The organism is Streptococcus oralis Uo5 (assembly GCF_000253155.1).
Lineage (GTDB): Bacteria > Bacillota > Bacilli > Lactobacillales > Streptococcaceae > Streptococcus > Streptococcus oralis_L.
Genome location: NC_015291.1, coordinates 81,535 through 95,987, shown reverse-complemented (window position 1 = coordinate 95,987; position 14,453 = coordinate 81,535). Strand labels below are relative to the sequence as shown.

15 protein-coding genes and 1 pseudogene are annotated in these 14,453 nt (G+C 38.4%); 2 read left to right on the top strand and 14 right to left on the bottom strand.

Features of this window, described 5'->3' with window-relative positions; genetic code table 11:
• Positions 1-159: 159 nt before the first annotated feature.
• The 3 genes from SOR_RS00460 to SOR_RS00450 all read right to left on the bottom strand — a co-directional run bounded on the left by SOR_RS00460 (position 160) and on the right by SOR_RS00450 (position 1,192).
• Positions 160-381: a hypothetical protein gene (locus SOR_RS00460; protein WP_000867243.1), complete on the bottom strand. Its 222-nt coding sequence runs from the start codon at positions 379-381 to the stop codon at positions 160-162.
• Positions 382-429: 48 nt separating this feature from the next.
• Complete coding sequence (locus tag SOR_RS00455; protein ID WP_001030814.1) at positions 430-729, bottom strand: hypothetical protein; 300 nt, start codon at positions 727-729, stop codon at positions 430-432.
• Between the two features lie 277 nt (positions 730-1,006).
• A complete protein-coding gene (locus SOR_RS00450) occupies positions 1,007-1,192 on the bottom strand; it encodes a hypothetical protein (RefSeq protein ID WP_001096737.1) in 186 nt (61 codons plus the stop codon).
• A gap of 499 nt (positions 1,193-1,691) precedes the next feature.
• On the opposite strand from SOR_RS00450, the gene SOR_RS00445 reads away from it, so the two are divergent.
• Positions 1,692-2,210 carry an HXXEE domain-containing protein gene (locus tag SOR_RS00445; RefSeq protein WP_000145155.1) on the top strand — a complete coding sequence of 173 codons (519 nt, stop codon included), beginning with the start codon at positions 1,692-1,694 and terminating at the stop codon, positions 2,208-2,210.
• A 345-nt stretch (positions 2,211-2,555) separates the two neighbouring features.
• Here SOR_RS00445 and SOR_RS00440 read toward each other — a convergent pair whose 3' ends face one another.
• From SOR_RS00440 to SOR_RS00425, 5 genes are all read right to left on the bottom strand, one after another.
• A complete protein-coding gene (locus tag SOR_RS00440) occupies positions 2,556-3,038 on the bottom strand; it encodes a hypothetical protein (protein WP_001137907.1) in 483 nt (160 codons plus the stop codon).
• Between the two features lie 147 nt (positions 3,039-3,185).
• Entirely contained in the window at positions 3,186-4,763 is a 1,578-nt protein-coding gene (locus tag SOR_RS00435) for an AAA family ATPase (RefSeq protein WP_000065869.1), read from the bottom strand.
• The gene (locus SOR_RS00430; RefSeq protein ID WP_001039967.1) at positions 4,764-5,228 is read right to left on the bottom strand and encodes a hypothetical protein; all 465 of its coding nucleotides are present in this window, start codon (positions 5,226-5,228) and stop codon (positions 4,764-4,766) included.
• On the bottom strand, positions 5,228-5,404 hold the full coding sequence (locus SOR_RS10220; RefSeq protein WP_000343799.1) for a hypothetical protein: 177 nt from the start codon (positions 5,402-5,404) through the stop codon (positions 5,228-5,230). The genes SOR_RS00430 and SOR_RS10220 overlap by 1 nt, the downstream gene beginning before the upstream one ends.
• A 13-nt stretch (positions 5,405-5,417) precedes the next feature.
• Positions 5,418-7,139, bottom strand: coding sequence for a hypothetical protein (locus tag SOR_RS00425; protein WP_000840801.1), 1,722 nt, complete (start codon positions 7,137-7,139; stop codon positions 5,418-5,420).
• A gap of 220 nt (positions 7,140-7,359) precedes the next feature.
• On the opposite strand from SOR_RS00425, the pseudogene SOR_RS09845 reads away from it, so the two are divergent.
• A pseudogene (locus tag SOR_RS09845) lies at positions 7,360-7,860 on the top strand (site-specific integrase); the annotation flags it as partial.
• Positions 7,861-7,953: 93 nt separating this feature from the next.
• Here SOR_RS09845 and rpsD read toward each other — a convergent pair.
• The 6 genes from rpsD to SOR_RS00395 all read right to left on the bottom strand — a co-directional run bounded on the left by rpsD (position 7,954) and on the right by SOR_RS00395 (position 14,434).
• Positions 7,954-8,565: a 30S ribosomal protein S4 gene (rpsD, locus tag SOR_RS00420; protein WP_000092756.1), complete on the bottom strand. Its 612-nt coding sequence runs from the start codon at positions 8,563-8,565 to the stop codon at positions 7,954-7,956.
• Between the two features lie 202 nt (positions 8,566-8,767).
• A complete protein-coding gene (locus SOR_RS00415) occupies positions 8,768-9,802 on the bottom strand; it encodes a sensor histidine kinase (RefSeq protein ID WP_000769388.1) in 1,035 nt (344 codons plus the stop codon).
• Positions 9,799-10,497 (bottom strand): response regulator transcription factor, encoded by a 699-nt coding sequence (locus SOR_RS00410; protein WP_000751223.1) that lies wholly within the window; start codon positions 10,495-10,497, stop codon positions 9,799-9,801. Before SOR_RS00410 ends, SOR_RS00415 begins: the two co-directional genes overlap by 4 nt.
• Positions 10,498-10,577: 80 nt before the next feature.
• Positions 10,578-12,218: an SSURE domain-containing protein gene (locus SOR_RS00405; RefSeq protein ID WP_000671335.1), complete on the bottom strand. Its 1,641-nt coding sequence runs from the start codon at positions 12,216-12,218 to the stop codon at positions 10,578-10,580.
• Between the two features lie 157 nt (positions 12,219-12,375).
• A complete protein-coding gene (locus SOR_RS00400) occupies positions 12,376-13,041 on the bottom strand; it encodes a potassium channel family protein (RefSeq protein ID WP_001283886.1) in 666 nt (221 codons plus the stop codon).
• A 13-nt stretch (positions 13,042-13,054) separates the two neighbouring features.
• On the bottom strand, positions 13,055-14,434 hold the full coding sequence (locus SOR_RS00395; protein WP_000897928.1) for a TrkH family potassium uptake protein: 1,380 nt from the start codon (positions 14,432-14,434) through the stop codon (positions 13,055-13,057).
• Positions 14,435-14,453 lie beyond the last annotated feature (19 nt).

Genomic DNA, 14,453 nt, shown 5'->3' with positions numbered 1-14,453 from the left:
AGAGAAAGCGAAATTAATTTAACTCTTCCCCAATAAAAAAGGAACGCCAAAAAGAAAAGGAAGGCTAAAATTGAAAACAGCACACTAAGGGCTGACCCAAATCCTGTAGGGGCATACACTGATAAAAGAGTAAAGACGAATATACAAAAAAAGCAAAATCTATATTTCTTTATCATTTTTATTTCCTCTTTTAACCATGGCTGGTAGTATGGCTAACAATTGAACTACAAAGACTGTCATAGCTACTACTAAAGCGAATTTCGCAGATAAAAAGGGATTGTAAGAAGAGAAGGACAAGCGGGCTCCGAAGCCTGCAAAGAAACTCATAACAATTAGCAGTATAAGACAGCTCGTTCTCCAGAAGTATTCATTAACTTTCATTTTTATTATTTTCCTTTCAAAAATAAGGAAAGGGATTAACCTTCCTTATTAGATATAGCTTTTAGGGCGACGATGTATTTTACCAGATGAGATGTCATCCATGATAGTCGTTCCATCTTTATAATGAGTACGATTAGAAGCATATGCTATTTTCTTCATCACATCCAGTCTCGCAACTTTTAGCTCGAGATTAGGATTGGAAAACATAGCATTTTTAATATCTTCCAAATCTTGAGAACTAGGTGCGAGTAGAATTACATCACCTTCAACTCTATTAGCCTTATCAATATAGAGAGCAATTCTTTCAGCTGTCTCTGTTCTCAGAAACTTTAGTACATCTTTATTCATGTTTTTTACCTCTTATTTTTTCTAATTATTGATTTTTTCTAGAAACAAAATCAATTCAATGGTGAAGCTCGACTGTTACTCATATTCATAACCTCATTCTAAAATTATATTTCTTATATGTATCTAACATGTATCATAGTTCTATAAAAATTAGCATGTAGGACAAAAAAAAATACAAGGGGTTTAAACATTACATATTTGTTACATATTCATTACATATTAGATACATTGATTATATATGTATTGCTACAAAAAAAAAAGACGCTCAGTGCGTCAATTAATTATTATTTTCAAAATCTATAATCTCAGACTCCAGACTTTCAAAAAGTTCCTTTATCGCTAGATTAATAACCCAAGTCTTGTTCTCTCTTTCAAGCATATTTTTTTCTTTAAAAAATTTAGCTAGTCTTGGTAAATTAATTTCATTCTGTTTATTCAAATAAAAATTTGTTAATTTCGCCATAACATTCCTCCTACATAATATATATCATAAAAACACATACTTTTCAAGTAATTCCTATCTGAAAACTTCTCTACACACTTTGTACATCTGATATAAAATAATACCTTTGATGAACTATCATAACGAGAAATTTTGTTCAATACCTCTACAAACTAATGTACTCCATAAATTTAAACTACAACGCACTTATCTAATTAAGAAAATATCTAACCTATGATAAAGCAATACTAATAAGTGCTATATTCTGATTTCCAAAGAATATTAATTTATCGTAACTGATTCCTAACTGATTAAATTTCAATAAATTCATATTTCTCTATTTACCATTTATTTTATTTTAGGTAGAAAGGCTATCAAATCAAGGTTTTCAAATATCATTACATACCTTTAAAACAACATCTTCTTCACAGAAGTTAAGTAAGTATACCTAACTCAAAACGCCTTACTGGGCGTTTTTTGCTTTATTGGCTAGCAGTCTATAGCTTTTCAGGAGAGATTTATGACATTTTATCTTTGGATGTTTCCTCTACTTTTTATCTTTCACGATATGGAAGAAATTATCGGTCTTGTCCCTTGGATTCATCTCAACGAAACCTTGCTGGCTCAAAAGGCTCCAGCTATTCTCAAGATTCACAAAGGAATTACAACAGAGGGATTTGCCCTTGCTGTTTTTGAGGAGTTCATTCTTGTCTTATCCATCACTTTATTAGCGTATTTTACTCAATCTAGAGCGCTCGAATTAGTTTGGTTAGGAGGATTTGTGGCCTTTACACTTCATCTCTTGCTCCATATTGGGCAATCAATTCTTCTTCGCAAGTATATACCTGCTCTGATCACTTCTATCCTTTGTTTTCCTATCAGTGCTTATTTGATTACAGACATCGTGCATTTGTGGCGGGTTTCGACTAGCGAATTTTTCCTATTTTCACTAGTCGGCTCAGGCATCGTCGTCATCAATCTCCTCTTTGCTCTCTGGCTTGGGAAAAAGTATTCCGTCTGGCTTGCCCATTACCATTAACAAAAGAATCTGAGACAAAATGGTTCTCAAATTCTTAGTTATAAAAGAGAATAGGCGAAACCGCCGAATGTCGCCCCCACTAGCTAAGTAGCGCGTTGGTAATAGATATTTTGTGTCCTACTATATAGCTATACTTTCATGCCACTAATTCTTGTTATTACATAGAGACAAACAAATTAATTATTCCAAGCGATTCCTGATAATTTTACTATATTACAAAGATAATACAGTAGTCGTTTTAACATCGAGATGAATTTTTCCTGTTACCTAATAGTATCCTTTTAGGTTAATTACCAATTATTTATGAAATTCTCTGTATGCCATATGTTACTGTTCTATACATAATTAGTCTTTTATAACTGATACGGAACCATTTGAGCTAATTGCTCGACAACAGTCTGTATAAACTTCGATAAAATCATATCCTCCATGTAAAGCAATGCTTTTGGCTTTATCGAGGCCACCAGGTAATATCTCTCCTCGTTTATAATGCTCAATGATTTCTCCAACTAAGTCTAGGGTGTGCGCTTCGTAAGGTGCTCCTAAATAACATTTTGCTACAAAACCTAGGAGAATTCCATTAATATCCACATCTGGGAATTCCGACTTGATTGTATTAATAATTTCATTTACTTCCTTTTTATTATGAACATGTCCTCCTGCATCTAGTTGATGAATAGCATCCATATATTCTTTAGACCGTGATTTTCTTAGAAGCCTATCTAAACTCAATTTATCTATTTGTGGTTGTTTTAAGTTAGAAGTCATGATATGGCTTGCTTGTGTTTGTTTTTGGGATTGGTATGGATTTAACATTGGTCTAGGCATCTATTTTTCTCCTAATCGTGTTATAAGTTATATTTTGCAATTTAAGATTCCTTTTAATGGTACTCTCAGAATAGATCTTCATTTAAGGAATTATAAAAATGGACACGAAACTGAGATTACAGTTACCGTGTCCAAATAATGAACTTATTAAACAAGTACTTTTCTTGTTTTAAGTCCACTTTGTTTATGAACAAGTCCCTCTCCACCGATTGGTTTTCCAGATGCAGGAACAGCTCTTTCTTTCCCCCAATCTCTAATAGCCTCAATTTTTTCTGGGCTAGTTTGAGAGAGTGGGACTACATTATTGAAAGCATTCATGATATTCTCTTCGTTGAGAATAAAATTGTTATTAGCGATAGCTCGGTAAGCTAAATCTCTAACTGTCGATTCTAAGTCCGCACCAGTGAAACCATCACTTATTTGAATGATATTATCAGCAAACTCTCCTTCAAATTCTAGACTTAAGTATTTTTTAAAATACAAAGCAAGTATTTCTTTACGCTCATCTGCAGTAGGTAAATCAACAAAGAATAACTCATCAAACCTTCCTCGACGAAGAAGTTCTGATGGAAGCATAGACACATCATTAGCTGTTGCAACTACAAAAACTTGTTTTTTGCATTCTTGCATCCAGAATAAGAATTGACCAACCATACGAGTAGATACACCGCCATCATTAGCGCCTCCAGTAGCTCCTGATAGTCCTTTTTCTATTTCATCAATCCATAAAATACATGGGGATACATTCTCAGCGGTAGTTAGAGCATCTTTGAGTTGCTGTTCAGACTGACCTACATAACTTCCTTGAACCGTTGCAAAATCTAAACGATATAATGGAAGTTTCCAGTTAGCGGAAATTGATTTAGCAGATAAAGATTTTCCGCATCCAGGGACACCTACTAGGAGTATTCCTCTAGGTGGTTGCAATCCTTTCTCACGTAACATATCTTTCTTTTCGGGAGTTAGTAGTTCTTTCTTTTCATTAAGCCACTTCCTTAATCCTTCAAGTCCTCCGACATCCTTTACAGAATCATCTACAACGATTTTTTCTAGACCAGAGATATCAGAGAATAGGCGATCTTTTGCAAATCTTATCTCATCTAAATCAGATTTTCTTATGCACTTATTTGCAATCAAAGCAGCGATAACGTTCTCCGCCTCAATTCTAGTTACCCCATTGAGAGCTGCTGCAGCTTCTCGAATATCGGAGTTGTCCCATTCAATCTGGATATCGTTTCTATAGTCGTCAATGTATTCTTGAATTATTGAGTACATTTCCTCTTCGTTAGGTAAATCTATTTTTACTGTCATACCTTGCCGTTGAAGTTGATTCCAAATAGGGGTATTGGTAAAAACTATTACAACGCCTCCAGTTTCATTGGCTAGATTGACCAGTGCTAAGACTTGTTTAGAATCGCTATTTTCATTACTAAGATCCGGAACTTCTGTCAGTACAATAGTTTGGTATTGTTTCTTTTGCATTTGGTCCGTCATGTAATCTATTGCACCATAAATAGATTTATCATCGTTAACATTCTTACCAGAACTAAGATCATACACACCTTTGGTGAGAGTATATACGTTGAACGGAAGTTGTAATTCTTCAGATATTTCCTTTAACATATCTAATGTTCTACTTGGCTCAATGGTATTGATAGCAATAAAAGGAATTCTTGCAAGTGAATATCTCGTAAGAAGTTCTTTGCTTTTTACTATATTGCTCATTTACTGTTCACCTTTATTTAAAAAAGAATTAATTTTATGATTTCTAATAATACTTGACATTTTCCCGCTTCGGTCCTGTTTTGCGGATTCTTCTAAAGATTTTTGCATACTATTAGCTTGTTCTATAACGAGATTTAGGTAGTGTTGTCGCTCTTTATCCGGAATTACAGGAAGATTGATTGCTTCAGCTAAGAACGTCATTTCTTTTCTCAAAGAAAGAATTGCTTGAATAATAGCTCCCTCGTATCCTTGGGATTTTAGTAAATCATTTTGAAACTTATCTGAAGCTACATTCATACGGTAATTAACAGCGTCAATTAACTTTGTAGAGAAACGTTCTGCCACACCGTATTGCCATTCGATAGTTCCAGATTTCATCATTTTTAAAACTGTTTCATCATCATCTTTGTTTTTAAAAATAGCTAAGACATTTACCCATTCTGCATATGTTTGTGGTTTATTCATTATTTTTGCCGTTTCCTTCTGACTAGCAATTGTGGGGGCACAATATCCCATGAAGGGAGTCCCTCAGCAAACACGCTCATAGGTTCTTCAGTGATATCTTCTTCAGTATTAATGCTCTTAAATGGAGTGGTGTTATTAGATGATAGCTTACTATCGCCTTTATATTTTTCATCCATGTCAATTACCTCCTCAAATTTTAATCTTTCTATTAGATGATGCCAACTTGTTTACATATTGTTCAGGTCTTATTTGTTCGAGGAAATCAAGAACTTTAGTGCTTTCAGCATCTCTCTCTGCGAATTCAATTCTAAAGTCTACAATTTCAGCTAGAGTAGCTCTTATAATTTGTTCACCATTCACTCTTTTATTCTCGTATTGTTCTTCAATTTTCTTGCGATTCGTTTCAATGTTTTCAATATTAGATTTATGCTTAAGAACCATAACAATCCCCGCTATAATAGCTATTAAACCTAAGAAAATATTCCCAAAAATCATCATTAAACCGATTACTCCGATAGCTATCCCACCATACAAAAGGAATTTATCAAATAAACTTGGGAAGTAATTTGACAAAGTTTGTTCTTTTTCAGAGTCAATCTGAGAATTGAATTTTTCAATCAACTCGTTTTCGTTTTGGCCATCTGTTGATTTATCATTAAAAGTATCCACATTAATTTCAATTTCGTAAGGAATCTTCATGCGATTTTTTGCAGTAACGTCATTATAAGCGTTTGTTACCCAATCACGAGAAAGAGCCAATGCAAATTTTTGGGTTGATATACTTGAGTGAGAAGATTCGGGTTTCATTGCTGCATCGGTAAGCAACTGGGTGAAGTCTTTATGGGTTTCAAATGCAGTCACCTCAATATCCATGTTTTGATGAGCACGGTTGTCATCTCCTCCAAAGTCAACCACAAACTGCTCGAATTTTTCTTGTTTTCGAAGAGCTAGTTCCTCGTTATCAAAATCAGTCACAAGTGTGTCTAAAATATCATCTAATTGTTCTTTGACGCTTTCTGTAGACCCTTTTTTCTCAAAAATATCAGTTAGATAGTTTAATATTTGTTCATGGAGATGAGCACCTTCTAAAATATCCTCTAGAACAGGCCAACTATTACTATATTTTCTTAGGTTAGGGTATAAATCTTCATCTAGTTCTCTTCTTTTTAAGTTAATGGCTTCGGACCATTGTTCTGTTTGCTGTTCAGTAAAACCAGGTTTTTCTTCAAGTCGACTGAGCCATTCATTCATTTGACGTGAGATGACTCCTTCGGTATCAGCTCCCAAGAGTCCACTCGCAAAAGCATCTAAGATAATTATAGAATTTCTGTCGAGATTTTCTTCATCTTGATTAGCTAGATAACGTTGAGTCCACTTAAGGCATGCGTTCTTTCTGTTAGCTCTTCTACAAATTAAGGCAAAGAAAAGGGAGGTTTTTTCATCGTTTCGTTTAATCCCTTCCTTGACTGCTTTTTCAGCTAACTCGGGTTGATTATTTATCCATGCTGCTAATGCAACCAAGCATGGAGCAAGCCAGTAGCCTGGAGTTGATATCATTAGTTCTTCTGTTGCAGTGCTGATTGTTTCTTTTTTGACAATTCCTAAATCATCAGCTTGTAAAATCCCTGTGGTAGTACGACGAACAATATCATAATGTCCGTATTTCTTCTCAATTTCCTGACGTATTTTTACCAGTCGAGTTTCAGCTTGTCCTAATCTATTAGCTTTTTGTTGGATATTCACAAATTCATGAAATTCTTGTGCTAAACTACCAATTTCATCGTACACGATTTGAAGATTTTCGTTTGCTACATCAACTCTAGCATCAATTGTTCGTAATCCTTCATGGATAGAGCGCAAGTTGTTCTCGATAGCTCGAAGATCAGCTTGATGTATTATTCTTTCAGCCATAATATCCCCCTTGTTAATGATTTCCAAATTAATTAGAAAAAATTTTGACTAATTTTCTAAATAAACTATCTTAAAATCATTTTGATTTTTTCCTTATAGAAAAAGAATATCATAATTATTTTATTAATTCAACTTATCATAAGAATGAAGCGAAAGTATTTGATTCGCGCTGACCTTATAGTTACTCGATAAGTATTTTTGGTATATAGAAATCGATTATCATATCAATGAAGCTTTAGCTCTTTCTTGGTCTGATATAGATTTAGATAATGCAGTTGTGCATATCACAAAGACTTTAAACTATAAACAAGAAACCAATAGTCCAAAATCAAAAGCAAGCTATCGGGATTTAGATATAGATCAAGCGACTGTTAGTATGCTGAAGCAGTACAAACATAGACAAGTACAAGAAGCTTGGCAACTTGGGCGGTCTGAAACGGTAGTATTTTCTGACTTTATTCATGAATACCCCAATAATCGAACCTTACATACTAGGTTAAGAACCCACTTTAAACGGGCAAACGTCACTAATATAGGTTTTCATGGCTTCAGACATACACACGCTAGTTTATTGCTTAACTCTGGAATACCCTACAAGGAACTTCAGCACCGTTTAGGACATTCCCAATTATCTATGACCATGGATATATACAGTCACCTCTCAAAAGAGAACGCAAAAAAAGCAGTCTCATTCTATGAAACTGCACTAAAAAGTTTATAACTGAACAAATAACTGAACAAACCCAGAAATCACCCTTTTAAGACAAAGCAAAAAGCCCACTGTTGTAGGCTTTCTGTAAGATATTTCTTAAAATTAAAGCATTTTGTTGTAGAATTCAACGACAAGTGCTTCGTTGATTTCTGGGTTGATTTCGTCGCGTTCTGGCAAGCGAGTCAATGAACCTTCCAATTTTTCAGCGTCGAATGATACGAATGCTGGGCGTCCAAGAGTAGCTTCTACTGCTTCAAGGATTGCTGGAACTTTCAATGATTTTTCACGAACTGAGATCACTTGACCTGGAGTTACGCGGTATGATGGGATATCAACGCGTTTTCCGTCAACAAGGATGTGACCGTGGTTTACGAATTGACGAGCTTGACGACGAGTAGTCGCAAGGCCAAGACGGTAAACAACGTTATCCAAACGACGTTCCAAAAGAAGCATGAAGTTGAAACCTAGGATTCCGCCTTTGATTTTTGTAGCTTGTACGAACAAGTTACGGAATTGTTTTTCACCTACACCGTAAGTGAAACGAAGTTTTTGTTTTTCAGCCAATTGCAAACCGTATTCTGACAATTTAGAACGGTTGTTTGGTCCGTGTTGTCCTGGTACGTAGTTACGACGTGCCAATTCTTTACCTGTACCTGTAAGTGAAAGGCCAAGGCGACGAGCTTGTTTCCAAGATGGTCCTGTATAACGTGACATGTGTATGTCCTCCTGATATAAATAATATTTCGGTGGAAATAGTCACTTAGAAAGCCCTGATTCGTGCAGATGCCCTTCGCCTAAACAGCCAAGGTTACTTGTCATAAGACACCTGTTGACGAGCTTCATGCTTTCCTGCTGCTATTTCACACAAAGGCTATTGTACCATGAAAAGCTAGATTTGTAAAGGGATTTTACGCCTTTATTTCAAATTGAGGCTGAATGTAAACTTGCTTCCTAAGCCATACTGACTTTCTGCTGTGATTTCGCCACCAAGCTGATGGGCTAGTTCGCGTGCAATCGCAAGACCTAAGCCATGTCCACCTGTCTTCATATTGCGCGAAGTTTCTACACGATAAAGTCGTTTAAAGATCTTTTCCAAATCCTCAGGATGAATCCCCTGACCCTCGTCTTTCACACTGATTGTCAGCTCTTGTTCTGTTAATTGGGCAAGAACCTCGATTCTGGTTCCTGGTTCTGAATATTTAAAGGCATTGTTTAACAAATTGACCAGAATACGAGAAAGTTTGTCAGAATGGCTCTTGATTTTCGCTGACTCAGGTGATACTTGAATGTAAACATCCCGCTCCTCTTGTTCAATCTGGAGTTGAAATTCACTCATTGACTCAATCAACAGCTGATCTAAAAAGACCTCTTCGACTTCTTCATCAGCAGTATCTTGAGGTTGTGTGTTAAGAGTCAAAACATCCAATTCCTCCACTAGCTTATTTAGACGCTCAGTTTGCCGACCAATCGTGGCTAAGTAGTGGAGCCGCTCCTCTTCCTTAATCACTCCATCTAGAATTCCCTCCACAGTAACCTGAATGGAGGTAATGGGAGTTTTAATATCGTGAGAGAGCTGCGCAATCATCATTCTCTTTTCTTGCTCGCTCTCATCAAGTGATTGAAAGGTAGCCTGCAAATTGTGAGACATGTCATTAAAAGCCTGGCCCAGCTCTTGAAATTCTAATGGGCCCTTGGTTTCAATTTCTGTGCTGAAATCCTTGCTTGCTATATCCTGAGCTTGTTTTTTCAAATGTTTCAGAGAAGAGAACACTGGTGACAAAAGAAAGATGCTCACTGCAGCGCCAATGAAACTAGCAATCAAGGTCATTCCAACTAGAAAGTAAACTTCACTTTTCTCAATCAACATCCGTTGGACTGCCCAGAAAACGACCAAAATCGTTAGTAGAGTCGACACTAGATACCCCACTAAAATATAGTTTTTTAATTTCATTTTCTACCTCTTGGTCTTTCCATCTTATAGCCCAAACCCCAGACAGTTTTGATAGCGGGAGCATTTGAATTCGTATACTTGGTCAACTCTTGCCTCAAAGCATGGATATGAACATTGAGTGTATTGGTATCATCCACATAGTCCTCTTGCCATACCTTCTCGTAAAGTTCCGTCTTTGAAAAGACTCTCTCGGGATTGCTGGCCAATATCCATAGAAGTTCAAAGGATTTTACTGTCAATTCCAAAGGTTGCTCCCCAATGCGAACCTCATGAGTCACATGGTTGATTACCAAGTCTCCAAACTCGATCTGTTCTGTCTCTCCTCCACGGCTAAGGCGACGCAAGATATTATTCACTCTTAAAACCAATTCGCGTGGGCTAAAGGGTTTGACTATAAAATCATCTGCCCCCAAACTTAACCCATAAATCTTATCCTGTTCGCTTGTCTTAGCAGTTGTAAAGAGGAAGGGTTGATCCGGAGCGATATACTGAACTTCACTGATAAAATCATAACCATCCATATTGGGCATCATGATATCTGTGATAATGAGGTCGATAGATTTTTTTCTGAAAAGTTCTAATCCCTCCTTACCATCATGGGCGACCAAAACATCGTAACCTGCCTGTATAAGATAGCGGTTTTGAATATCTAGAATATCTATCTCATCATCAACCAGCAAAATTGTCTTTTTCATCTGACACTCCTTCGATAAAAACAGTGTTATACTTGCTTTAGTATAACACTATTTTCTCTAATGTTTAAGTGATTTGAATCTTAATCTTCTCGTTTGGTTGTCAAACCCAAAAGTCCAACAAGCCCTGCCAAGGCTAGACCAAAGATACCAAGGCCAGCTGTAGCTGTTTTAGCTTCCCCAGTATTTGGTAACATCGCTTTATCATCTTTTTTCATCATATTAGCCATTGGGCTAGAAGCTGGTTGATCTACTTTCATATCTGACATATGGTGATTTGTACCCATCATACCCTCAGTCGTACCTGTAGAGGCTGTTTCAGAAGGCTTCGTATTCATCTGACCTTGTTGAGATGGTGTTGTCGCCATTTCTTTTCCACGAAGTCGAATCGTTACTTGACGAGTAGCAATCAGATTGGTCAAATCAGGTTTGCCATCTTTAGATCCATAGACTTTAACAGTAGCTAGGTATGTATGGGTTCCGTTAGCTCGAAGTTGATCCAGCAAGGCCTGACCATCTTTGCCAACCGTATTGCCATTCAAATCCACTTCGTAGAAATATTGGCCTTTAGCTAAGCCTTCAAGTGGCAATAGAGCAGGATTTTTAGCTGTTCCGTTGTCTGACCATGGGGCTTTGTCTGATGCTTTTAACAAGAGGCGAGTCAACATGCCATCTCCACCAAAAGCTTCGTATGGAATAACTTGGTTGACGCCGGCCAAGAAAGGTCCAGGAACCTTAGCCTTTTCAAGGTAGCTAGCTGGAACATCAATCATGTCTTTGACATTGTTAACAACAGACTCTTTGACCTGATTTGGTGTGGTCAAGCCATTCAAATTAACAGTCAAATCTTTAGTTGCTACCAGATTAGTTAAGTCAGGCTTGCCGTCTTTCGCACCGTACACCTTGATAGTAGCTTTATAGCTTTGTGTACCATTTTGTTTCAAGAGGTCAAGTAGTTCCTTGTCAGATTTGCCTTGGGTACCTGCTAAATCCACTTCATAGAAGTAAAGGCCTTTGCCCAATTTTTCTACTGGTGGGAGAGCGGGATTTTTAGCTGTTCCGTTGTCTGACCATGGAGCCTTATCAGAAGCTTTCAAGATCAGGCGAGTCAACATGCCATCTCCAGCGAAGAATTCATATGGAATGACTTGGTTGACACCAGCTGTAAATGGTCCTGGGAAATTGGCTTTGTCAAGGTAGCTAGCTGGGACATCTACTGTATCTTTTGTATTGTCAGCCACACCTTTTTGTACTTCAGCTGGGGTGGTCGCTGCTTGCGCTTCACTAGCTTCACGGTCTTGTCCAGAAACTGTAGGCGCAGGACTTTCCACAGGTTTAACTGCATCTTCTGTTTGTTTCTTAGAGTCAGGTTGTGCTTGTACTTCTTCTTTTGGCGCTACTGCCGGCTCTTTAGCAGTTGCGTCCGCTTTTTCTGAAGAGCTTGTCGTATCCACACTTGCTTTAGGTGTTGGAATAGACTGTTCTGAAGGAAGAGCTACATCGACTGCTTTTTTGAGAATCTCTGCTGGTAAGTCGCTCTTTTCACTCACCGAAGTTGCGTCTGGCACGACTTGGGCAGGAGTCGGATTGACGATATCAGCGCGTGCAGAACTTGGTTGACCGACTAGGACAAAGAAGCCACTAGCCACAACAACTGAAGCAACACCGACACTGAGACGGCGAATAGACCAACGAGTATATCTCTGATTTGGATTGAATTTCATAGGATTCTCCTTAGAGTTTTTCTTTTTTTTGATGACTCTAGTATAATCTCCTAAAATTAAAAAGGATTAAGAAAAAGTTAAAATTTTTCTTAAATCCCTCTTATAAAATACTTATATTGACTCGTTAATTATTTGGAAAGAGAGTGCCCTTCCTCTCCTACTCACTTAGCTCTGCCAAGGTGTCCAAATGTTGGTTATTAATGACGGCCATGATGTAGGCATCTGCCTGCAAGAGGTCATTGGGTCCGAATTGGACATCCAGAGGAGCATTTTCGTAGGAACGAAAGCCAAGTACGTTGAGGTTGTATCGCCCACGTAAATCCAACTGACTGAGGCTTTTACCTACCCACGATTGAGGGATTTTCATCTCGACAATCGATACATTCTTGTCCAGCTGAAAGACGTCTACACTGTTATGAAAGAGGATGGTCTGTGCCAATGAGCGCCCCATTTCATACTCTGGTGAGATGACTGCGTCCGCGCCAATTTTTTCTAGAACCTTTTTAGCTGTGTGACTTTTGACCTTGGCAATGACGGTCGGCACTCCTAGACTTTTGCAGTGCATAACCGCGAGAACACTGGACTCCAGATTTTCACCCGTTGCGACAACTACGGTATCACAGGTGTCAATCCCCGCTGATAGAAGGAGTTCCTCATCCGTGATATCTCCAACTACCCCACGCGCCAGCACTGGTTCAAATTGATTAATGCGTTCCTCGTGGTCATCAATAGCGATAATATTCATGTCATGCTTGGCTAGGGCTGCCAAAACACTGCTCCCAAAAATTCCCAAGCCTAAAATTCCAATTGTCCGATCTGACATCGTTCTTCCTTTCTTACCCAATGGTGATATCTGCTTTCATATAGTGAATCGTATCTTTCTTGTCTGGCTGGTATTCTGCTACACTGACCAGTAGTGTCAAGGGACCAATACGACCGATAAACATCAGCAACATAACGATGCTGAGGGCTATCTTGCCTAGCTCTGGTGTTAAATTTGCCGTCACCCCAACTGTCGCAAGGGCTGAAATGGTCTCAAACATGAGGTAGATGAAGCGCGGATTTCCCTCTGCTGTTATCCCTAGCAGGATCAAGCCCAGCAAGAAGGTCAGCAAGAAGATAATAAAGACACTGAAAGACTTTTGTACGGTTCGGGGTTCAATGGTCCTCCGAGCCACATTGGCATGAGGCAAGCCCAATAGTTCGCTACGAGCAAAGACCAACAGGACAAAGAAGGTCGTAATCTTGAGCCCCCCTGCTGTCCCTCCAGGCGCCCCTCCTAGAAACATCTGTAGGATATAGATGAACAAGGTCACCGGTCGAGCCTGGGTATAGTCAATGGAAGCAAAGCCTGCCGTTCTCATGCTGACGCTCTGGAAGAAACTAACCAGCAGTTTCTCTGGGACGCTGAGATTTCCAATCGTTCCAGGATTGTTCCACTCGATTACCAAAGTCGATACGGTTCCAAAGAGTAAAATTCCCGCCGTTAAAAAGATAACCAACTTGGTATGGAAACGCAGGCGGCGTTTTTTCTTCTTCCCAAACTGGGTCGCTAGGTCAAACCAGACCATAAATCCTAGACCACCCGTGATAATCAAACCTGCAATCACTAGATTGATCAAGGGATCCGTTTGAAAGGCTAGCAAACTCGTACTTCCAAAATTATCAAATCCAGCATTACAGAAGGCTGAAACAGCCAAAAAGATAGAGGTTAACACCCCTCGTCCCCAGCCAAATTCAGGAATAAAGCGAAAACTCAGGAGAAAGGCACCAATCCCTTCCACCAGAAAAGTCGTCAGAAAGATCGAGCGGATGAAATCCTTTAAAGACTGGGTTTCTCCATAACTGAAACTTTCTTGAATGGTCTCCCGGCCACGAAGACTGAGCTTTTGCTTACCTTGGATATAAAAGATTCCGATAAAGGTCATGAGCCCCAAACCACCAATCTGGATCAAAATCATACAGATTAACTGGCCCCAGATATTGTAGGTAGAAGCCACTGGCAGAGTAAAAAGCCCTGTCACACAGACCATGGACACGGTCGTAAAGAGATGGTCAAAGTAGGTCGCTTGTGACGTTGCTGCTTGCACAAAGGGAAGGCTTAAAAGGAGCGAACCCAGGAAGATAACTAAGGCAAAACTTAAAAAGATGCGACGGGCTGGTGATAACCGTCCCAGTGTCGTCTTTATTTTTTCCAAAAAAGATTTGAATAACATAACTACATTCTACCATAAA